Source organism: Dyella humi (genome assembly GCF_044904605.1).
GTDB lineage: Bacteria > Pseudomonadota > Gammaproteobacteria > Xanthomonadales > Rhodanobacteraceae > Dyella_B > Dyella_B humi.
Genome location: NZ_JADIKI010000023.1, coordinates 1,748,908 through 1,770,764, shown reverse-complemented (window position 1 = coordinate 1,770,764; position 21,857 = coordinate 1,748,908). Strand labels below are relative to the sequence as shown.

Genomic DNA, 21,857 nt, shown 5'->3' with positions numbered 1-21,857 from the left:
CCGCAGGGGGTGCGGTGGTGAAGATGCATAAGAAGAATAAGGTTAATTGGTGATGGCACAGAGCAAGCAAGACCCGCGCATCGCGCGCAAGCTGGCCATCCGCCGCAAGGCCCAACGCCGACACTCTCACTTCTATCAACGCTGCGCCCATTGGTCGTTCAATCGCCAGACGGGTGGCGATCAGCCGCCTATCCATTGGCACCGCGAACGCTGGATGCTCGCCGCAACAGCGCTGTTGATCACGGTGCTTTCCGGCTTTCTGATTCCTGCGTGGGCCACAGCGATGAAGCCCGTCGCTACGCAGCCGGTGGAACACACGCTGCTGCCGCTCGCCTTGCCGAAGGTCGAAGCCCCCTCGCTCAAGTCACCGGCGATGGAAGATTGGCGCGTCTTGCAAGTGCGCTCCGGACAAACGCTTGCAGACATTTTCCAGAGCCAGGGACTGAGCCTTTCCGATCTTCAACGCGTGGTCGATAACGCCGGTGACGCGAAGACGGCGCTTCATAACATCCGTCCGGGCCAGGAATTCGATTTCCTGATCGGTCGTCACGGCAACCTCGAAGGCATTCGTTTCGACAAGGATGAATCCACCCGCGCCATCATCCGCCTCGACGGCGCCACGCCCAGCATGAACACCGTCGCGCGCACGGTGGAAACGCGCGAGCAGATCGCCCACGGCGTGATCGACGATTCGCTGTTCGCCGCCGCCAACAAGGCGGGCTTGAGCAACGCGATGGTGATCAAGCTCGCTGATCTCTTCAAATACGACATCGACTTCGTGCAAGACCTGCGCGTGGGCGACAGCTTCACCGTGGTCTACGACACCGTGTATCGCGATGGTGGTTACTTGCGCGAAGGCGACATCGTCGCGGCCGAATTCGTCAACCAGGGACAGCGCTACACCGCGTACCGCTTCAAGCGCGCCGATGGCAGCATTGGTTGGTTCAGCGAAGATGGCCGGCCGCTGCAAAAATCCTTCCTGCGCATCCCCGTGGACTTCACACGTATTTCCTCGACCTTCAGCGCCGCGCGCATGCATCCAATCCTGGGCCTGATGCGCGCGCACAAAGGCGTGGACTACGCCGCGCCTACCGGCACGCCGATCCATGCCGCCGGCGATGGCGTGATCAAGTTTCGCGGCTGGATGAACGGCTACGGCAATTTCGTGATCATCCAGCACAACAGCCAGATCAGCACGGCTTACGGCCATATGTCGCGCTTCGCCACCGAGCGCGTGGGCCAGCATGTGCGTCAGGGCGATGTGATCGGCTACGTCGGCATGACGGGCCTGGCAACCGGCCCGCATCTGCACTACGAATTCCGCGTCGACGGGGTGCAGCGCAATCCGCAGACGGTCACCCTGCCCAAGCCCGAGCCGTTGCCGGGACCGCAAATGGCGCAGTTCAAGAGCATCGTGGTGAAGCCGCAACTGGCGCGCCTGACGGAAATCGACAACAACTACAAGCTCGCGCGCGCCCAATCCACCCCGCGCAGCGATGACTGAGCCCGTGGATGACGGCACTGAGCTCTACATCGGGCTGATCTCTGGCACCAGCGCGGATGGCATCGACGCCGCGCTGGTGCGTTTCGAACAAAACCAACCCCAGCTGGTGCATGCCCTAGCGCATCCCTGGCCGGAGGCGCTACGCACACAGATCCTGCGTGTGGCGCAGGACGAAACCACGCTGGATCTCGATGCGTTCGGACGTTTGGACGTCGCGGTGGGCCGTACGTTTGCCGACGCCGTCGAAGCATTGCTTGCACAAAGCGGCACGCCCGCAGCATCCGTGCGCGCGGTGGGATCGCATGGACAGACCATCCGGCATCGCCCCAGCGGCGAGCATCCCTTCACGTTGCAGATCGGCAACGCAGCCGTGATTGCCGAACGCTGTGGCATCGACACCGTTGCAGATTTCCGCAGCGCGGATGTCGCGGCCGGCGGCCAGGGTGCGCCGCTGCTGCCCGCTGTCCACGCGATGCTGCTCAGCACACTCGGTCGCACACGTGTGGTGCTCAATCTTGGCGGCATCGCCAACATTACCGTGCTTGCCGCGGACGGCCGCGTGTTCGGCTTCGACACGGGGCCAGCGAACGGCTTGATGGATGCGTGGTGCCTACGTCATCGCAGCGAGGCATTCGACCGAGGCGGCGCATTTGCCGCCAGTGGACACTCAGACGAAACGCTGCTTGCGCAGTTGCTGCGCGATTCCTACTTCGCCATGCCGCCACCCAAAAGCACCGGACGCGAGCACTTCCATCTCGCCTGGCTGGATGCGCAATTGCACTCGCTATCGATCTCGCCAGCTGACGTGCAGGCCACCTTGCTCGAACTCACCGCGCATAGCATCGCCATGGCGATCGAGACGCACGCCAAAGATGCCGCCGATGTACTGCTGTGCGGCGGCGGCGTGCATAACCCGGTGTTGGTCCAACGCCTGCAAAAACTGCTGAAGCCGCGCGAACTGGCCAGCACGGCGGTCTACGGTGTCGATCCGGATTATCTGGAAGCCACTGCTTTCGCATGGCTGGCGCGGCAGCGGTTGCTTGGATTGCCGGGCAACCTTCCGGCCGTTACCGGTGCGAAAGGGTTTCGCGTGCTGGGTGCAGTGTATCCGGCGCCCCGCGCGACGCGCTGATCATTCCAGCAATTCGCTCACCTGAGGACTCGGCGCAAGTTGTTCCGGGCACGCCATGGCGAGCGCCTGCACCGCCTCCTGGAACGCTGCGCGCTCGCGTGCGTCCCAATGTCCACCGAAGGAAATGTCGGACGACTCAAGCATGGTCTCGGCGAGCAACCCGTTTCCCGACACACCCAAACCCTGCCGCAACGCCTGCAGCACAACATCGTTGATCGACCACTGGCGCGCTTTCGCCAGCAGCTTGATGCGCTCTGCCATCAATCGATCGATGTGACGAATCATTAAATCCGGCATGGGACGGTTGCTCCGGTACCACACAGCCCTGTATACCGATCCTCGCCAACTGCATCGTTGCCTGCAATCGCCATCGCGGCGATCCGTGGATCAGTTCGCAGTCGAGGTGTGAGCGCTTTCAGCTCCCGCTTATCCAGAGGGTGCCGCAACCGGATCGAAACGCCGCCAAAGACAGGCGAACAGCAGCATCGCCGGCAGCACCGAAAACACGGTAATCACGAAGTAGCCGCCGTAACCCAGTACCGCCACAATGCCGCCGGCGAAAAAGCCGAGTACTTTGCCAGGCAGATTTACCAGTGAACTCAACAGCGCATATTGCGTGGCCGTGTGCTGGCGATTCACTAGTAGGGAAAGAAATGCGACGGTCGGCGGACCGAGCATGCCTTCGAAAAAATTCTGTCCGGAGATGGCCAAGGTCAGCATGGTCAGATGGCCTTGGTGTGCGATCAGCAACAGGTAAAGCAAGTTGCTGATCGCACCCAGCACGATGCAGGCGCCAAGGGATCGCCACGCACCCCAGCGCGCTACCGCTGCACCGCCGGCGAAAGCGCCGAAAATACCAATCCAGATACCGTAGATCTTGGTGACGGCACCGATCTCGGTCTTGGAGAAACCCATGTCGCGGTAGAACGGCCCCATCACGCCGCCGATGATCGCCTGCTCCGGAATCTTGAACAGCAGGATGAACAGCAAGGTCAGCAGCGCGAGAGCCCAGCCGTAGCGACGGAAGAAATCGGCGAACGGATCGATCACGCCTTCGCGCATCGCCTCCCGCCATGACGCGGGTAACAGGCGACGCACGTCCGGTTCGCGCATCTTCAGCGTGGTGATCACCGGTAAGACCATCGCTACAGCCATCAGCACATAGATCTGCGCCCAACGAATGTGATCGGCCAGGATCAGCGCCAGCGCGCCGGAAACGAGCAGACCGAGCCGATAACCTAGCGAATATGTCGCCACCAAGGCACCTTGTGCCGACGGCGGCGCGATCTCGATGCGATACGCGTCGACAGCAATATCTTGCGTGGCGCCCATGAAGGCGACGAACAGCGTGGCTGCAACGAACAGCGGCAGCTGATGCGGCGTCAGCACCGCCATCGTGACCAGCCCGACGATCACCCCAAGCTGAGCGAGCAGCAACCATCCACGGCGCTGCCCCAGCCGCGTGAACAATGGGAGCCGCCAATGATCCAGCAATGGCGCCCATACGAACTTGAACGCGTAAGTCATGCCGGCGCTGGCGATCATCGTGATGTCTTTCAGCACGATGCCGTTTTCCTTCAGCCAGAACGACAGCGTGTAGGACACCAGCAGAAACGGCAGGCCGGAGGAAAAGCCCAGCAGGCACATCGTCCACGCGGCCGGTTGCGAAAACGCCTGCCAGATGGAGGGTTTGCGCGCGGCCGAAGCGCCGGCCTCAGTCGGCATAGTCAACCGTGTAGGGCGCGTGGTCCGAGAAACGTTCGTCGCGATAGACCGAGCAGTGCTTGAGCCGCTTGTGCAGCGAGGGCGTCACGATCTGATAGTCGATGCGCCACCCCACATTGTTCTCGCGCGCGCGGCCGCGGTTGGACCACCAGGTGTATTCCACCGCTTCCGGCTTGATCGCGCGGAAGCTGTCTACCCAGCCCCGCTTGTCGACCAGGTCGTTGAGCCATGCACGCTCCTCCGGCAGGCAACCGGAGTTTTTCTGATTCGAACGCCAATTCTTGATGTCGAGTTCCGTGCGCACGATGTTCCAATCACCGCAGAGCACGTAATCGCGACCGCTCTTCAGCCACTTGTCGAAGATCGGTGTGAGCCGATCCATCGCCTTGAACTTGAACTGCTGGCGTTCCTCGCCGGACGAGCCGGAAGGCACGTAGAGCGACACCACGCTGAGATTGCCGAAGCGCGCCTCGATGTAGCGCCCTTCGTTGTCGAACTCATCCCAGCCCAGTTGCGTGAGCACTTTGTCCGGCTCGCGCTTGGCGTAGATCGCCACGCCGCTATAGCCCTTCTTGCTGCTGGCGTCGCGATAGAAACAATGATGCCCGTCGGGGCGGAACATCGGATCGGTAAGCTGATCCTCCTGCGCCTTGGTTTCCTGCAGACAGACCACGTCGGCGCGCTGCTTGCGCAGCCAATCGAAGACACCTTTGGTTGCGGCGGAACGGATGCCGTTGGCGTTCAGGCTGATGATGCGCATGGGTGTTCCTCGTGGGGACGGGCCATGATAGCAATCGAGCAAGAAGCGAGGGACGCGGTACCATGGCACACCTTGTCCTCCCGCCCTTACTGCCATGCACGATTACCAGCGCGATTTCATCGAACTCACCCTGCAACGCGACGTACTGCGCTTCGGCGAATTCACGCTCAAATCCGGTCGCGTCAGTCCGTATTTCTTCAACATGGGACGCATCGACTCCGGCTCGGCGCTAGCGCGTCTCGGCCGTGCTTATGCGGCAGCCGTCGCGAATTCGGGCCTGGAAGTGGACATGCTGTTCGGCCCGGCCTACAAGGGCATTCCGCTCGCCGCCGCCACCGCCATCGCGCTGGCCGACCAGCATGGCCGCGACCTGCCCTGGGCCTACAACCGCAAAGAGGCCAAGGATCACGGCGAAGGCGGCATGCTGGTGGGCGCGCCACTCTCCGGTCGCGTGCTGATCGTGGACGATGTGATGACCGCTGGCACAGCCGTGCGTGAATCGCTTGCCCTGATCCACGCGCAAGGTGCCACACCGGCCGGCGTGCTGATCGCACTGGACCGGCAGGAACGCGGCCAGGGCGAGCTTTCCGCCGCACAGGAAGTGCAGCGCGACTACGGCATCCCAGTAGTCGCCATCACCAGCTTCGGCGACGTGCTGGCCTATGCCGGCGAGCGACCCGACCTCGCAGCGGAACACCAACGCATGCTCGCCTACCGCGAACACTACGGCGTAAGCAGCTAAGTTGTCCCGGACTGCTAGTGAACCCAGTCACGTTGGCGCACTTTTGACATCCTTGCTGTCAAAAGCGATGGCTATACTGGGCTGAGGAGGGGGAAACATGCATCGACTCGCGCTTAGCGCATCCATCATCTTGTTGCTTAGCCTGGCCGGGCTCGCCGTCGCTCAAAGCACTTCGGGCGGCTTCCGCTATCGCTGGGTGGATGCTCACGGCCTGCCGCATTACAGCGACAGCCTGACTGAGGACGCACTGAAGTACGGCTACGACGTCATCAACAGCAATGGCATGGTGATGACGCACGTACAGAAGCAGCTTTCGCCCGCCGAGCGCGCCGCCGCGCAACAACAGGCAGCCGAGGCTGCCGCCAAGCAACGCGCCATCGAGGAGCAGAAGAGCAAGGACATCACACTGCTCAACACCTACCCCGACGAAGCCGCGCTCAAAGTCGAACAGCAGCAGGTGCTGGACAACCTCGACGAGCAGATGAGCACCACGCGCGTAAACCTGCACAGCCAGGACGGCGCGCTCACTGATCTGCTCAATCGCGCCGCCGACGAAGAGCGCGCGAAAAAGCCCGTGCCAAAGTTCCTCACCGATCAGATCGCCACGCAGCGCAACGTGGTGGCCAATGAGCGCGCCCTGCTCGAACGCCAGAAAGTGAACCGTGAAGCGGTGGCGGAGCAGCAAGCTCAAGAGCTGCAGCACTTCCGTGATTTGAAGGCGGCAGAGAAGAACGATCGCGGGTATTGATTGCAGCCGCTTAAGTAAGCGGCCAATCTCACGTCAAAACACCATTTGTTGCGACGTAGGCTGGGTGCAAACCGCAGCCTACGCAGCCGAAAGAACTATCAGAACGGCAACTTCAGCGACGAATCCACCGCCAGCAACTGCACACGGAACACATCCTGGATGCGCTTGAGCGCCTCCTCGTTGTCCGCATCGAAACGCAGCACCAGTATCGGCGTGGTGTTGGAAGGCCGCACTAGGCCCCAGCCATCCGGCCAGTCGGCGCGCACGCCATCGATGGTCACCAGCGTGGCATCGCCGAAATTCGCCTGCTCGCGGAATTTCTCGATGAAACGGTAATGTTCGCCCTCGGTCATTTCCACTTTCAGCTCCGGCGTGGAAACGCCTTTCGGGCACGTGGCGAAGATGTCTTCCGGCGTGCGCCCTTCGATATCGCCGGCAAGGATTTCCAGCAGGCGCGCCCCGGCGTAAATACCGTCGTCGAAGCCGTACCAGCGTTCCTTGAAGAAGAAATGCCCGCTCATCTCGCCGGCCAGTTCCGCGCCGGTTTCACGCATCTTCGCCTTGATCAGCGAATGGCCGGTACGCCACATCAGCGGGCTGCCGCCAGCGTCGAGGATCTGGCCCTTGAGATGGCCGGTGCATTTGACGTCGTAGATGATCGTCGTGCCCGGCTGGCGGGATAGCACGTCGCGTGCGAACAGCATCAACGTGCGGTCGGGGAAGATGATTTCGCCGCTGCGCGTAACTACGCCCAGGCGATCACCGTCACCATCGAAGGCCAAGCCAAGGTCAGCGCCGGTTTGCTTCACCGAGAGGATCAGATCCTCCAGGTTGTGCGGATCGGATGGATCGGGATGGTGATTGGGGAAGGTGCCATCGACGTCGCAATACAGCGGAATCACTTCGCAACCGATGCCTTCCAGCACCTGCGGCGCGACCGCACCCGGAATGCCGTTGCCGCAATCGACCACGATCTTCAGCGGACGCTCGGTTTGCACGTCCGAGGTGATGCGCTCGATGTAATCAGGTACCACATCGACCAGCCGCAGCATGCCGCCGCCATCGGATTCGAGCGCGCCGGTGGCAATGCGCTGGTAGAGATCCTGGATGGCGCCTTCGGACAGCGTTTCGCCGCCCACCACGATCTTGAAACCGTTGTAGTCCGGCGGATTGTGGCTGCCGGTGACCGCCACGCCGCAGCCTGTGTTGAAGCGATAGGCGGCGTAGTAGACCACCGGCGTCGGCACGGCGCCGATGTCGATCACGTCGACACCTGCCAAGCGCAGGCCATCGGCCAGTGCACCGGCCAGTTCAGGGCCGGAAAGGCGTCCATCGCGGCCCACCACGATTTCGCGCAGACCTTTCTCCCGCATCACGGTGCCGATCGACTGGCCGAGCAGCTTGGCAACCTCGGGTGTGAGGCTCTTGCCGACCACGCCGCGCACGTCGTACGCGCGGAAGATCGTCGGATCAACGCTGGCGGGCGTCGTAGTCGCAGTTGGGGCCGGCGCCGGCTTGGCGACAGGCGATGCAGCGGGTTTGGCGGGTTCCGGTTTCGATTGGGGCTCCACGATGTCCGACAAGGTCTGTTCCTCTAGCGTAGGTGCACGACGGGGTGTGCCCGCGTGCGCAAACAACCAGAATAACCCGATACCGCTAGCCAGGCCCACCAGTGTGAGAAACGCCGCAAACGGCCAGGACGGCGGCAGTACGATGTAGGCACCCGGCAGCACCGCCTCGACGTAGAAGTTGCTGCCCGCAACGGCCTTGCCGGTAGGCTCGACATCTACCGCGCCGGCATTGCCACGGGCCATCAGCTCCAGACTCCCACCGCGATCGGTATTCTGGGTGAGCTGCAACCGCCCGCTGTTTGTGGAAACCGCGTTGAAGCGATCGGCGACAGGTGCGAATGGCAATTCGATCCACGCCCACGCGGCCGGCTTTTGCGACGCCCCAATTGGCGCGACGACAGTAAGGCGTCGATCGCCCAGGCCCTTGAGCGCGGCCTGCATCGGCGGTGTGCCTTCGGCATCCGGCGCAGACATCAACTGCGCAGCTTTCGCGTAGCCGAATTCGCGGTAGTTGGCGTGTAGCACTTCATCCAGGCCGCCGCTGTACAACTCGATGTCCTGGGCTTGCGGCAAGCGCTGCTTCAACGTCGCGATCACTTGCGGCGCGCTGCCCGGCAGACCGCTGACGTCGACGCCGGCGACCGCCTGGTTCACTGCATCGCGCTGCTTGGCGATTTCCTCGCTGAGCGCTTGCACAGCCTGGTCCTGCGCCACGTGCACGCGCTCCACGGCGCTACCCTGATCGGCGATCAGCCACGTCTGCCAGCCGCCAAAGATGGCCAGCGCCAGCAGCAAGGTGCCGCCTGCCAGCATCAGCAATCGTCCCCACCGCACATCTGGCAACCGCGCTCGTGCGCCGTTCATCGCCATGCTTCCCCCGAACGCTCAATGTTTTCCGGTTGATCCGAATCCACCTTCGCCGCGCTCCGAAGGTACGAATTCCTCGACGATCTGCAGCCGTGCCAGCCCCACTGGCACCAGCAGCAATTGCGCGATGCGCTCGCCCACGGCAATGGTGTAAGGCTGCGTGCCGCGATTCCAGCAGGAGATCATCAGCGGCCCTTGGTAGTCCGCATCGATCACGCCGACCAAGTTGCCCATCACCAACCCGTGCTTATGGCCTAGGCCCGAGCGCGGCACGATCAACGCGCACCAACCCGGATCGCCGATGTGGATGGCCATGCCGCTGGGCACCAGTGCGCTTTCGCCCGGCTGCAGCATGAGCGGCTCCTGCACCGCGGCGCGCAAGTCCATACCCGCGCTGCCGGCGGTGGCCGCTTGCGGTAGCGGAATGCTGTCGCCCAGGCGCGGGTCGAGAATCTTCACCTCAATGTCGATCATCCCCGCACCGCCTTATAGCGGCTGGCGATGCATTCGATCAGCTGGCGCGCAAGCGCGGCCTTGTCGGCGCGCGGTAGTTCTTGCGAGCCATCGGCCCAGTAGAGCGTGATGGCGTTGTCGGCCGTTTCAAAACCGAGACCTTCGCCGACCTGGTTGGCGGCGATCATGTCCAGGCCCTTGCGTTGCAGTTTGTCGCGCGCATAGGTTTCCACGTTCTGCGTTTCGGCGGCGAAGCCCACTAGAAACGGATGCAGCTGCTTCGCCGAGAGACTGGCGAGAATGTCCGGGTTCTCCGCCAGTTGCAGCGTGAGATCGGCACCGTCATGTTTCTTGAGCTTGTGCGCGGCCACGGTATTGGGACGGTAATCGCCAACCGCTGCCGAGCCGATGTAGATGTCCGCGCCTTGCACGGCTTCGCTCACCGCGGCGTGCATCTGCGCGGCGCTGCGCACGTCCACTCGCTTGGCGATCCCCGCTGGCGTCGCCAAGCTCACCGGCCCTGCTACCAGCGTAACCTGCGCGCCGGCTTCAACCGCTGCTTCGGCCACTGCAAAACCCATGCGTCCCGAACTGCGATTACCGATGAAGCGCACCGGATCGATGTCTTCGTAAGTGGGCCCCGCACTCACCACAACTTTCTTGCCGCGCAACGCCTGCTCGCCGAACGAGGCAACCATGGCGGCACGCAGTTCGTGCGGCTCCAGCATGCGGCCGGAACCGACCTCACCACAGGCCTGATCGCCCGCGGCCGGCCCGAGGATATGCACGCCGCGCGTGCGCAGCGTGGCGACATTCGCCTGCACGGCCGCGTGCGCCCACATCTGCTGATTCATGGCCGGCGCCACGTACAGCGGTGCAGCCGTGGCGAGGCACAGCGTGGTCAGCAGATCGTCGGCATGGCCGTGCGCAAGGCGCGCGATGAGATCGGCGCTGGCCGGCGCGATCAGCACGCGCTCGGCCCAACGCGCCAGTTCGATATGACCCATCGCCGCTTCGGCGGACTCATCCCACAAACTCGTGCGCACCGGCTCACCGGACAGCGCCTGGAACGTGGTGGGCGTGACAAAGCGAGTGGCGTTCTCCGTCATCACCACGCGCACGTGTGCGCCGAGGTCGCGCAGGCGGCGAACCAGCTCGCAGGATTTGTAGGCGGCGATGCCGCCCGATACCCCCAGCACGATGCGGCGTTCAGCAAGACTCATCGGGATGCTCTGATCAATTTTTCGTAGGTGTCACCGGCTCTGTATGTTCGCAGGCCACAGGACCATCGGTGAAGGCAGACTGGCCGTCTGTCGAGACGATGGGCCGAAGGCCTGCGGACATACAGAGCCGACCCGAAGGGTGATGTCCGGAAGGCTCGCATGCTGCGCCGCGCGGCTTGGCAAGACAGCCAGTCTTCCCGGCGCCGCGCAACACACCCTGCGAGCCTTCTGGACATCATGCCACCCACGAAAAATTGACCAGAGCATCCCATGTAAGCAGCACCCGACGTACGAATAGACGGCTAGCTTACCGGATTCACCTGGGCCAACTGCTGTCCGGAAAGCGCCTCCAAACGGGATGCTGGTCACATGAGCATTCGACAATGGCCCGAAAGCGAACGACCCCGCGAGAAACTGCTGACCCACGGCAGCGCCGCCCTCTCCGATGCGGAATTGTTGGCCGTGCTGCTCGGCAGCGGCGTGCGTGGTAAGGACGCCATCACACTGGGTCGAGAACTGCTGATGCAGGCCGGCGGCTTGAACGCGTTGCTCGGTAGGCAGGATCGGGAGATCCGCACACCAGGTTTAGGCCCCGCCAAGCGCGCACGCCTCGCCGCCGCGCTGGAACTGGCACGGCGCAGCCTGGCCGAACAGCTCGCCGAACGCCCCTCGCTGCGCAACCCGAGCGACAGTGGCGATTACCTCAGTGCCCGGTTGCGGCACCTGCCGTACGAAGTATTCGCCTGCCTTTATCTGGACAACCGCCACCGCGTGCTGGCGTTCGAGGAACTGTTCCGAGGCACGCTGGATGGCGCCAGCGTGCACCCGCGCGAAGTGGTGCGCGCCTGCCTCAAGCACAACGCCGCCGCCGTGATCTTTGCCCACAACCATCCCAGCGGGGTGGCGGAGCCCAGTTCCGCCGATCAAGCCATTACCCGTGAATTGGGCCAGGCGCTACGGCTGGTTGGCGTACGGGTGCTGGATCACCTGGTGATCGGCCATGCCGAGCCGGTATCCATGGCCGCTCGTGGCTTGCTCTAAAACGTACGCAAAAAAAACGGCGCGACCGGGAGGACGCGCCGGGAGCCGCATGAGGGGAGGGTATAAGGGATGCGGCAGTCCCGTATCGAGCCGACGGGGGAGACGCCGGTGATACCCAGTTATTGTCGCGTTGCGTCATGACTAGCGTGTGACATGGCCGGTACCACGCCGAAAGGCGCACCCCAAAAAGTCGGTCCGACAGACGTTGGCAAGACTTATGCACACAGCGCCCTGAAGGCCACTTAGACTCATATCACTGAAAAGCACATCAAGTTCACATTTTAATTCATTGTTTTATAAGTATTAATTGCGTTACAAACAGGTTTCCGTCGGCCTTTTCCGCAATCCCCCATACGCCCTCTTCACTTTCCCCACAGACTTATCCACAGCCGGATCCACCGCAGTGCAGCAGTTTCCCACGGGCCTGGATGACAGTCGCCCACGGTAAGGAAGGCTCTGACGCGGCTGTCTGTTACGATGCGCGGTTCCATCCCGATTCGATCCCCTCCTGTGAAAGAAGCGCTGCGCGAACTGGTCCTTCAGGCTATCCGGACCCTTCAGGGCGATGGTGTCCTGCCCGCCGATATCGACTTGCCCAAGTTTGTCATCGAGCGAGCACGCAGCCGCGAGCACGGTGACTTCGCTACCAACGCAGCCATGCTGCTGGCCAAGTCGGCACGCGCCAAGCCGCGCGAGGTGGCTGAAAAGCTGGTCGCCGCCCTGCCCGCCAACGCCCTGGTGGCGAAGGTGGAGATCGCTGGTCCCGGCTTCATCAATTTCGTCCTCGCCCCGGCTGCCTACCACGCAGAGGCGGGCCGCATCCTGTCCGAAGGCAACGCCTACGGTCGCAACCAGAGTGGCGCCGGCCACACCGTGGGCGTGGAATTCGTGTCGGCCAACCCGACCGGACCACTGCACGTGGGGCATGGCCGCAATGCCGCGCTTGGCGACTGCATCGCCCGCTTGTTCGAAGCCACCGGCTGGAGCGTGAAGCGCGAGTTCTATTACAACGATGCCGGTGTGCAGATTCACAACCTGGCGATCTCGGTACAGGCGCGCGCGCGCGGCATCGCGCCGGGCGACGCCGGCTGGCCGGAAGACGGCTATCGCGGTGATTACATTGCCGAGGTAGCACGCGCCTATCTGGCTGGCGAGACGGTGATTGCCGACGGTCACGCCGTGGTCGGCGCAAAAGACCCGGAAGATCTCGAGGCGATCCGCCACTTCGCCGTGGCCTGCTTGCGCCGCGAGCAGGACCTGGATCTGCAGGCCTTCGGCGTCAGCTTCGACGTGTACTTCCTCGAATCCTCGCTCTACACCGACAAAAAGGTGGAAGAAACCGTGCGCGAACTCATTGCCCACGGTCACACCTTCGAGGAAGGTGGCGCACTCTGGTTGCGCACGACCGACTTCGATGACGACAAAGACCGCGTGATGCGCAAGTCCGACGGCACCTACACTTATTTCGTGCCGGACGTGGCCTATCACCGCAGCAAGTGGCAGCGCGGCTACGAAAACGCCGTCACCGTGCTGGGCTCCGATCACCACGGCACGCTGGCCCGCGTGAAGGCTGGTCTGCAGGCGCTGGATTGCGGCATTCCCAAAGATTGGCCGCACTACGTGCTGTACCAGATGGTGACGGTGATGCGCGGTGGCGAAGAGGTGAAAATCTCCAAACGCGCCGGCAGCTACGTCACGCTGCGCGACTTGATCGAGGAAGCCGGTCGCGACGCTACGCGCTACTTCCTGATCGCGCGCAAGGGCGATTCGCAGCTGGTGTTCGACATCGACCTTGCCCGCTCGCAAAGCAACGACAACCCGGTCTACTACATCCAGTACGCCCATGCCCGTGTGTGCCGCGTGCTGGAAGAACTGGCCGAGCGCGGCCTGCCGCCGGTGGACGCGCGGGTGGGCATTGCGCAGATGACGCGGCTCGACTCGGAGCCGGAGCAGATTCTGCTCACCGAACTCTCGCGCTATCCGGAAGTGGTCGAGGCCGCTGCCAACAATCTGGAACCGCACCTGATCGCGCAATATCTGCGCGAACTCGCCGGCGCGCTTCACAGCTACTATCACGAGCACAAGTGGATCGTGGACGACGCCGATCTGCGCAACGCGCGCATCACGCTGGCCGTCGCCACCCGTCAGGTCATTCGTAACGGATTGGATTTACTGGGTCTCAGCGCCCCGGAGAAGATGTAAATGGCAGCACGCAAGGGTAAAGGGCGGCAGGCCGTTCGCAACAGCGGCGGCGGATTCCCAGCCTGGGCCGGGATTCTGGTCGGCATCCTGATCGGCGCCCTGGTCGTGGTGGTGTTGATGCGCCACTCACTGGTACCGATGACACCCAAGGGCCCGCAACCCAACCCCGAAGCCACGGCGCAGCCCGGCAGCGACGAAGGCCTTACGCCTGCAGGCGCCAACACCGCGCCCAAGAAACCGCAATACGACTTCTATTCCGTGCTGTCGGAAAAAGAAGTACGCATTCCGGATTCCGAAATCAGCGCACGGGCCAAGGCCGAACAACAGCAACAACTGGCTCAGCAGAAACAGCAGGCGCAACAGAACGCCGTGCCCACCACGCCCAAGCTGCCACCGAACGCGCCGCCAGCCGTTACGCAGAACATCACCGCGGCACCGGCGTCGGCCGTGGCGCAGCCGCCTTCATCCGGCCCCAGCGGCTATCTGCTGCAGGTTGGCGCATTCCCAAGCGCGGCCGATGCGGAAACCTTGAAGGCCAAACTGGCGCTGCAAGGTTTCGTGGCTAACGTGCAGTCGGTGAACGTCGGTGGCCAGACCTATCACCGCGTACGCCTGGGGCCGTTCCGTTCGGCGACCGATCTGGAATCGACCAAGCAGCGTTTGTCGGCGGCGGGGATTTCGGCGATTGCGTTGAAGGCTGGCGGTTGATTAGCGACTGCAACTTTCGTCATGACAAGGGCGCCGATGGCGCCCTTGTTGTTTTCAGCTGACGCTTGCGACAACCACCATCGCGCCTTATCGTCATTCCGGCGAAGGCCGGAATCCAGTACGAACATGCTGTGCGAAGCACTCAACACAAAAGATTCTGTGTGCTTCGCACGACGTATTCAAACTGGATTCCGGCCTTCGCCGGAATGACGTGCGCTTCGATCAGGCTCTACGAATGACGCCGCTTGAGCCGAATCAACCCGGAAATATCATCATCCCCATGCCCCTGCTGCATCAGCTCGGCATAGTCGACCAGCGACTGCTCGATCACATTGCGCGCCGTGCCAGCTTGCTCGGCAATACCACGCACGATCCCAAGATCCTTATGTAGCAGCGCGAGTTTGAAGCCCACGCTGAACTGGTTCTTCAACATCGTCGCGCCGCGCTTATCCAGGAACCAGTTGCCGGCCGCGCCGGCGCCTAATGTGGGAATCAGCCGCTCCGGATCGAGACCCAACGCTTCACCCAGCGCTAGCCCTTCGCACACGGCCTGCGCGATACCCGCCACCAACACCTGGTTCACCGCCTTGGTGGCCTGCCCCGCGCCGACGTCGCCCAGATGCGTAATGCGCAAGGCATAGGCTTCGAGCACAGGACGCGCACGTTCTAGCACGGCAGCATCGCCACCTACCATGATCGAAAGCTTGCCGTTCTTCGCACCTTCCACGCCGCCAGAAACCGGTGCATCCAGGAAATGCGCACCGACCGCTTCCAGCCGCGCAGCAGCCTGCTTGGCAGTATCCGGTGCGACGGTGGAATGATCAATCACGATCGTACCCGGCTTCACATGCTGAGCAAGCGCATCGACCGTGTTCAGCACATCGGCATCGGCAGTGACGCACAGCGCGATCACCTCGCACTGCGCTGCCAGCTCGGCAAGCATGGGAGCAGTAACACCGAGCGTACGCGCCAAAGTTTCCGCCTTAGCATGCGTGCGATTGGCCACCGCGTACAGGAGACCGCGCTGCTTCAGATGTCCTGCCATGGGTTCGCCCATGGCACCTAGGCCGATAAATGCTGCCTTTAGAGTCATGCCTGTTCCTGATTGAAATTGAGCCCGCGATGCACGTCGTGCGTCACGAACGGGTTGTCCGGTGTCGGCGGCTCGAGCCAATGCGGATGGCTCAAAGTATGCCGCATGTCGGTCAGCCCGCTTTGCCAGTGCTCATGCATGGTCACCGCGCTGAATTCGTAGTCCTTGTAATGCCCTTCGTAGGGCTTGTCGCGGTAGATGAGGTGGATGAGATTGGTCAGTGCGCCGTTGGCATAACGCTCGGCGCGGCGGAAGGCCGGATCATCGCGTTTGCCTTCCGGCACCAGAGCCATGAGTTCATGCAGCAATTGCTGCTGTTCACGGGTTTGATGCATGTATTCGGTGACCAGGCGCGTGCGGCTGGAATATTGAATATCTTTTGAGCGCTCCGCCACGCTGCCCATGTCGCGCGGCAACGCACCGACCGCACTCCACAAATCGACCTGGAAGATCAGCGAATCGTGATGCGGCCGCTCCGACAGCACCTTATACAACGGCGTGTTGGAGACCATGCCGCCGTCCCAGTAGTACTCGCCATCAATCTCCACCGCGGGAAAGCCCGGCGGCAACGCGCCCGAAGCCATGAAATGCTCGGGCCGCAGCTCGCCGTGACGATTGTCGAAATAGGCGAAATTGCCGGTGCGCACATTCACGGCACCCACCGATACACGCACACAGCTCGGATGATTGATACGGTCGAAATCAGCCAAGCGTTCCAGTGTTTCGCGCAAGGGCGCGGTGTCGTACCAACTGGTGGTGGCGGGCGTGCCATGCCATTGCAGCACCGGTGGCGGCACGCGTGGCTGGAAGAAACCCTGCTGCCCTTCGGTGATCGCGCGCCACGCGGCAAACATATTGACGCCCTCGCGAAGCACCGACGGGATGCTCATGCCTTCCATCCAGGGAAATCCTGGCGTACTGGGCCACAGCGCCGACTTGCAGATGGTTTCCCAGAATTCCGTCAGCCGTTCGACGCGATGTTCCGGCGCATTGCCGGCGATGATGGCCGCGTTCAACGCGCCGATCGAAATGCCGGCGATCCAGTTCGGATGCAGCCCGGCTTCCGCCAGCGCCTGGTAGACACCGGCCTGGTACGAACCCAGTGCACCGCCGCCTTGCAGGACCAGTGCGGTGACTTTGTACGCATCCTGCACGGGATGATGAGGGGCGGTTTTGGACGATGTCTTGGTCACGGCCATAAAGCTTCCTACGCGTTGTCTTCGGCAAGATAGTCGTAAACCACCGTACCCAGGTCGAGCGTGAGATCGGTGATGTAATGCGCGGCCGATTCCACCTTGAGCACGGGCAGGTCGGCCACGGGCGCCAGCGCGTGCGGATGCAGTTCCAGCGACGCGGGACCCGTCCAAGCACCTTTCAGGGTGACGTTGGTCGTGTGGTAGCGCACCAGCTCGCAAATGCGCGGCGTACCGTCGACGTGCGGAATGATCTTTAACAAGAAACTTGGCGCTGCAAGGCCCGCAAGGATGGCATCCGCATCCGCAGGCCGATGCTTGAAGCCCATCGTCGCCTTAGCCACACGCACCTTGCCGTAATCGAGCGTGCCGACCAGCGTGTCGATCTCGGTATCCAGGATCGGCGTGGCGAGCTTTTTCGGAAAGCCCCACAGTTCGCGGCCACCGGCGATCGGCGGATGATCGTTGAGATACATCGCATGCACGTAACCGCCGCGCTCGCCGCGAAAGCTCACCGGAATCACCTGCCCGGATTCGGTGTAGTCACCGAAACCAGTGGAATCGGGCATGCGAATGAATTCGTACTTCACCACCGGCTCGGTGACTTCCAGCGGCTCCGGCACCACGGCGCGCAATGCGTCCATGTCGGTGCGGTAGGTGATGACGAGGAATTCCCGATTGATGAAGCGATACGGTCCCTTAGGAAATGCGGGACTGGTAAGTGGCATGGCGAAGGCGTTGGCCTTCACATCTGCGATTTTCATTGACACTTCCTTTTTTGAGGACGGTGTTTGTATTGCATTGCCTCCCTTACGCCTTGCCGTCATTCCCGCGAAAGCGGAGGCGCTTTCGCGGGAATGATTGGAGGGCAAGAATGCGTCTTAGGGAGGAGCGATGCCTTACTGCATATACCAGCCGTGGCTCACCACAAAACTCTGACCCGTCAACGCCGCGCTCGGGAATGCAGCCAGGAACAGCGCTGTCTCCGCGATGTCTTCGACGGTGGTGAACACACCATCCACGGTGTCCTTCAGCATCACGTTCTTGATCACGTCCGCTTCGCTGATGCCCAGCTCCTTGGCCTGTTCGGGAATCTGCTTTTCCACCAGCGGCGTGCGTACGAAACCAGGACAGATCACGTGCGAGCGCACGTTATGCGCCGCGCCTTCTTTCGCCAACGTGCGCGCGAGACCGAGCAGGCCGTGCTTGGCAGTGACGTAGGCCGACTTCAGCTTCGATGCTTCATGCGAATGCACCGAGCCCATGTAGATCACCGTGCCGCCACGGTTGTCCTTGTACATGTGCTTGAGTGCGGCCTTGGTGGTGAGGAAACCACCGTCGAGATGGATCGCCAGCATCTTCTTCCAATCGGCGAAAGCGAACTGGTCGATCGGGTTGATGATCTGCACACCGGCGTTGGAAATGAGGATATCCAGGCTGCCGAACGCTTCCACGGTCTTTTCCGTGCCCGCGTTCACCGCGTCTTCGTTGGTGACGTCCATGGCGATGCCGATGGCTTTTCCGCCAGCCGCCTTGATCTCTGCCGCCGCGGCGTCCGCTGCCTGCTGGTTGATGTCGGCGATCGCCACCGCCGCGCCGTTCTTTGCGTAAAGCTCAGCGATAGCCTTGCCCAGGCCGCTGGCGGCGCCCGTGATCAATGCAACCTTGCCGTCGAGACTTGCCATGTGCCACTCCTCCGGATGAATAAAAAGGCCGGGGCAGCACATTGGATCGCCGCAGGATGTTTCGACAGCTTGCCGAAACATCCTCAAGGCAGGTCGCTAACGCACGCCCTCGGAGAGGTAGGTATAGCCGGTGAGCCCTTCATTCAATGTTACAAACAGGCTTTCCGCTTGCTCGCCATCTATACCGGATGCCGCAATGCGTTCACGATAGCTGCGGCGAAGCGCTTCCAAATCGTAGCCGACGTAGTCCAGCATCAGGTCGGTGGTATCACCGCGACGCTTGTGGGCGAACACATAGTTGCCACCCTCAACGCGCACGTTCACTGCATCGGTATCGCCGAACAGATTGTGGATGTCGCCCAGCGTTTCCTGATACGCGCCAACCATGAAGATGCCCAGCCGGTACGGCTCGCCATCCTTCAGCGTGTGCAGCGGAAGGCTCACATCCACACCTTCGGCGTCCACGTAGTTGTCGATGCGGCCGTCCGAATCGCAGGTGAGGTCGACCAGCACGCCGCGTCGCGTCGGCTGCTCGTGCAAGCGAGCGATGGGTGCGATGGGAAAGATCTGATCGATCGCCCACACGTCCGGTACCGATTCAAACACCGAGAAGTTGACGAAGTATTTGTCGACCAATTTTTCGTCCAGCTCGTCCAGCGCCTGGCGATGCGAACGTTCGGCGGGCAACAGACGCGCACGCACGGCGTTGGCGATGGCGTAATAAAGCTCATCCAGCTGCGCGCGCGCCGCCAGTGACAACTGCCCCAATGCGTATAGCGTCTGGCCTTCCTGCAGGTGATGCTGCGCTTCGTGGAACAGTTCCAGTGGTGGACGCACATTCAATTCATCATGCACTTCGCGCAGATGGCGCAGCACGGCAGGTTCGCCGCTGTCGGCGGGCGGCAGGCTGCCGACCGGCACGGCCTCCACTTCGCTGACATTGATCACCATCACCGCGTGATGAGCCGTCATCGCGCGTCCGGCTTCGGTGATGATGTGTGGTGCTTGCAAGCCTTCGGCTTCCACCGCTTCGGCCAGCGATTGCACGATAGTGGCGGCGTATTGCTCAATCGAATAATTGATGGAGTTGTGGCTGCGCGAGCGCGAGCCTTCGTAATCCACGCCCAGGCCGCCGCCCACGTCGACGATCTCCAGCGGCACGCCCAGGCGTGTGAGTTCCACGAAGTAACGTGTGGCCTCGCGCATGCCGTTGGCGATGTCGCGCACGTTGGAAATCTGCGAGCCCATATGGAAATGCTGCAGCTTCAGCGTGTGCTTCAGGCCGGCCTGGTCCAGGCGCTCCACCAAGCTCAGCACCTGTGCGGGCGAAAGGCCGAACTTGCCTTTGTCGCCGCCGGTGTTCTGCCACTTGCCCGCACCGATCGACGCCAGGCGCACGCGTACGCCGAGCAGCGGTTCGACGTTCAGCGCTTTCGCTTCGCTGATCACGTGATCGAGTTCAGACGGTTTTTCAATCACGATATGGATGCGCAAGCCAAGCTTGCGGCCGATCAGCGCGAGACGGATGTATTCGCGATCCTTGTAACCGTTGCAGATCACGATGGAACCGGGTCGGGCCATCGCCAGCACGGCCATCAGCTCCGGCTTGGAGCCGGCTTCCAAACCGAAGCCGTGCGCGCCAGCCGCCACCAACTCCGCCACCACGCCGCGCTGCTGGTTCACCTTGATCGGATAGACGGCCGTATAGTCGCCCGCGTAATGCCATTCGCCGATCGCCTTGGCGAACGCGCCCTGCAGGCGCGCGAGGCGATCGGCCAGGATGTCCGGAAAGCGCACCAGCAGCGGCAGGCGCAGACCTTCGGCGCGGGCGCGCTCGACGATCTCGGGCAGGGAAAAGCCAGGGCCGTTCGGGCCGTGGGGCCGGATCTCGATGTGGCCGGCATCATTGATATCGACGTAACCGTCGCCCCAGTAGGGCACGGCATAGGTGTGACGGGCGGCATCGATATTCCAGGCGTTCGCCATGTGACGGAATCTCCTTGTAGGGGGACGACGTCGTCGCAGCGGCGAGCCTTGACGAACACGTAAGCCCGCCGGCCGGAAGCCTCGCACGCCGCGGGGCCGGGAGGGCTTGACGGCCGCCACGCAGACGGCCGAACGCCTATTGTAACGGGCGGCTGCGACAATTTGAGGTCAGCGCATCAGCACCCTCTCCCCGAATGGGTGAGGGAGTTGCGGCGGCGGCACGACGCCAACGGTTGCCGCTACAATCGCTTTCCTTTAATCACGCTCCATAGGACTCATCCGTCATGTCGCAGCCCAGCTGGTTCACCGAAGCGCACCAGGCTTCCGGTTCCTCCATCGGTTATCGCGTTGAAAAGCTGCTGCATGCCGAGAAAACCCCGTTCCAGACCATCGAGATCTACCAGACCACCGACTGGGGCAACCTGATGGTGATCGACGGCTGCGTGATGCTCACCAGCCGCGACAACTTTCTCTATCACGAGATGATGACCCACCCGGCGCTGTTCACGCATGCGCGGGCGAAGCGCGTGGTGATCATCGGCGGCGGCGACTGCGGCACGCTGCGCGAAGTGCTTAAGCACGAGGAAGTGGAGCATGCGGCACAGGTGGAAATCGACGAGCGCGTCACGCGCTTGGCCGAGGAGTATTTCCCGGAGCTGTGCGAGTCGAACAACGATCCGCGCGCGGAGCTGCTATTCATCGACGGCATCAAGTACATGGCCGAGGCGGAGCCGGAATCGCTGGACCTGATCATCGTCGACTCCACCGATCCGGTCGGCCCGGCCGAAGGCCTGTTCAATGCAGCCTTCTACAGCAGCTGCCACAAGGCACTGCGTCACGGCGGCATCCTGGTGCAGCAAAGCGAATCGCCGCTGGCGCACCTGGAACTGATCAAGTCAATGCGTGCGGCGATGCGCACTGCCGGCTTCAACGCGGTGAAGACGCTGCCGTTCCCGCAGCCGTGCTATCCCACCGGCTGGTGGAGCTGCACGATGGCGCGCAAGGGCGGTGATCTGGCCGGCTTCCGCGAACGCGGCGCGCTCAGCAAGAACTTCTCCACCCGCTACTACAACGCCGAAGTGCACAAGGGCGCGCTGGCGCAGCCGGAGTTCATGCGCGAGGCGTTGGGGGAATAAAAGCGGGGAACGGGGAACGGACAATCCTCGTTCAACCCAAGCGCTGCCGCAAACAACGCCTACGCGTTTTCTCAGGTATTTGTGCCAT

The 21,857-nt window shown here is 62.4% G+C and carries 19 protein-coding genes; 8 read left to right on the top strand and 11 right to left on the bottom strand.

Annotation, left to right across the window (positions count from 1 at the left end):
- Positions 1–52: 52 nt before the first annotated feature.
- Positions 53–1,504, top strand: a complete 1,452-nt coding sequence (locus ISP18_RS19020) for an OapA family protein (protein WP_380015817.1) — start codon at positions 53–55, stop codon at positions 1,502–1,504.
- A 4-nt stretch (positions 1,505–1,508) separates the two neighbouring features.
- Positions 1,509–2,636 carry an anhydro-N-acetylmuramic acid kinase gene (locus tag ISP18_RS19015; RefSeq protein WP_380015907.1) on the top strand — a complete coding sequence of 376 codons (1,128 nt, stop codon included), beginning with the start codon at positions 1,509–1,511 and terminating at the stop codon, positions 2,634–2,636.
- On the opposite strand, the gene ISP18_RS19010 is transcribed toward ISP18_RS19015, so the two are convergent.
- The 3 genes from ISP18_RS19010 to ISP18_RS19000 form a co-directional block, all read right to left on the bottom strand.
- Complete coding sequence (locus ISP18_RS19010; RefSeq protein WP_380015815.1) at positions 2,637–2,933, bottom strand: hypothetical protein; 297 nt, start codon at positions 2,931–2,933, stop codon at positions 2,637–2,639.
- 129 nt (positions 2,934–3,062) lie between these two features.
- Entirely contained in the window at positions 3,063–4,361 is a 1,299-nt protein-coding gene (locus ISP18_RS19005; RefSeq protein ID WP_380015813.1) for an AmpG family muropeptide MFS transporter, read from the bottom strand.
- On the bottom strand, positions 4,351–5,121 hold the full coding sequence (locus ISP18_RS19000) for an exodeoxyribonuclease III (protein WP_380015811.1): 771 nt from the start codon (positions 5,119–5,121) through the stop codon (positions 4,351–4,353). Before ISP18_RS19000 ends, ISP18_RS19005 begins: the two co-directional genes overlap by 11 nt.
- Positions 5,122–5,215: 94 nt before the next feature.
- Here ISP18_RS19000 and pyrE point away from each other — a divergent pair, with 94 nt between their 5' ends.
- Positions 5,216–5,863, top strand: coding sequence for an orotate phosphoribosyltransferase (gene pyrE / locus ISP18_RS18995; RefSeq protein ID WP_380015809.1), 648 nt, complete (start codon positions 5,216–5,218; stop codon positions 5,861–5,863).
- 97 nt (positions 5,864–5,960) lie between these two features.
- Positions 5,961–6,611, top strand: a complete 651-nt coding sequence (locus ISP18_RS18990; RefSeq protein ID WP_380015807.1) for a DUF4124 domain-containing protein — start codon at positions 5,961–5,963, stop codon at positions 6,609–6,611.
- A 98-nt stretch (positions 6,612–6,709) separates the two neighbouring features.
- Here the strand turns inward: ISP18_RS18990 and ISP18_RS18985 are convergent, their stop codons facing one another.
- Genes ISP18_RS18985 through coaBC form a run of 3 tightly spaced genes read right to left on the bottom strand, consistent with a single transcriptional unit; the run spans position 6,710 to position 10,725 of the window.
- Positions 6,710–9,052, bottom strand: coding sequence for a phosphomannomutase/phosphoglucomutase (locus ISP18_RS18985; RefSeq protein ID WP_380015805.1), 2,343 nt, complete (start codon positions 9,050–9,052; stop codon positions 6,710–6,712).
- 15 nt (positions 9,053–9,067) lie between these two features.
- Complete coding sequence (gene dut / locus ISP18_RS18980) at positions 9,068–9,523, bottom strand: dUTP diphosphatase (RefSeq protein ID WP_380015803.1); 456 nt, start codon at positions 9,521–9,523, stop codon at positions 9,068–9,070.
- Positions 9,520–10,725: a bifunctional phosphopantothenoylcysteine decarboxylase/phosphopantothenate--cysteine ligase CoaBC gene (gene coaBC / locus ISP18_RS18975; RefSeq protein WP_380015801.1), complete on the bottom strand. Its 1,206-nt coding sequence runs from the start codon at positions 10,723–10,725 to the stop codon at positions 9,520–9,522. Before coaBC ends, dut begins: the two co-directional genes overlap by 4 nt.
- A 369-nt stretch (positions 10,726–11,094) precedes the next feature.
- Between coaBC and radC the strand changes: the two genes are divergently transcribed.
- From radC to ISP18_RS18960, 3 genes are all read left to right on the top strand, one after another.
- Positions 11,095–11,766 (top strand): RadC family protein, encoded by a 672-nt coding sequence (gene radC / locus ISP18_RS18970; protein WP_380015799.1) that lies wholly within the window; start codon positions 11,095–11,097, stop codon positions 11,764–11,766.
- Positions 11,767–12,276: 510 nt separating this feature from the next.
- Positions 12,277–13,968 (top strand): arginine--tRNA ligase, encoded by a 1,692-nt coding sequence (argS, locus tag ISP18_RS18965; RefSeq protein ID WP_380015797.1) that lies wholly within the window; start codon positions 12,277–12,279, stop codon positions 13,966–13,968.
- A complete protein-coding gene (locus ISP18_RS18960; protein WP_380015795.1) occupies positions 13,969–14,676 on the top strand; it encodes an SPOR domain-containing protein in 708 nt (235 codons plus the stop codon).
- 229 nt (positions 14,677–14,905) lie between these two features.
- On the opposite strand, the gene ISP18_RS18955 is transcribed toward ISP18_RS18960, so the two are convergent.
- From ISP18_RS18955 to speA, 5 genes are all read right to left on the bottom strand, one after another.
- Positions 14,906–15,769, bottom strand: coding sequence for an NAD(P)-dependent oxidoreductase (locus ISP18_RS18955; protein ID WP_380015793.1), 864 nt, complete (start codon positions 15,767–15,769; stop codon positions 14,906–14,908).
- Positions 15,766–16,968, bottom strand: a complete 1,203-nt coding sequence (locus ISP18_RS18950; protein ID WP_380015791.1) for a DUF3734 domain-containing protein — start codon at positions 16,966–16,968, stop codon at positions 15,766–15,768. Before ISP18_RS18950 ends, ISP18_RS18955 begins: the two co-directional genes overlap by 4 nt.
- Positions 16,969–16,976: 8 nt before the next feature.
- The gene (locus ISP18_RS18945) at positions 16,977–17,726 is read right to left on the bottom strand and encodes an acetoacetate decarboxylase (protein ID WP_380015789.1); all 750 of its coding nucleotides are present in this window, start codon (positions 17,724–17,726) and stop codon (positions 16,977–16,979) included.
- A 135-nt stretch (positions 17,727–17,861) separates the two neighbouring features.
- Positions 17,862–18,647 carry a 3-hydroxybutyrate dehydrogenase gene (locus ISP18_RS18940; RefSeq protein ID WP_380015787.1) on the bottom strand — a complete coding sequence of 262 codons (786 nt, stop codon included), beginning with the start codon at positions 18,645–18,647 and terminating at the stop codon, positions 17,862–17,864.
- A gap of 96 nt (positions 18,648–18,743) precedes the next feature.
- Positions 18,744–20,633, bottom strand: coding sequence for a biosynthetic arginine decarboxylase (gene speA / locus ISP18_RS18935; RefSeq protein ID WP_380015785.1), 1,890 nt, complete (start codon positions 20,631–20,633; stop codon positions 18,744–18,746).
- A gap of 284 nt (positions 20,634–20,917) precedes the next feature.
- On the opposite strand from speA, the gene speE reads away from it, so the two are divergent.
- A complete protein-coding gene (gene speE, locus ISP18_RS18930; RefSeq protein ID WP_380015783.1) occupies positions 20,918–21,769 on the top strand; it encodes a polyamine aminopropyltransferase in 852 nt (283 codons plus the stop codon).
- Positions 21,770–21,857: the final 88 nt, after the last annotated feature.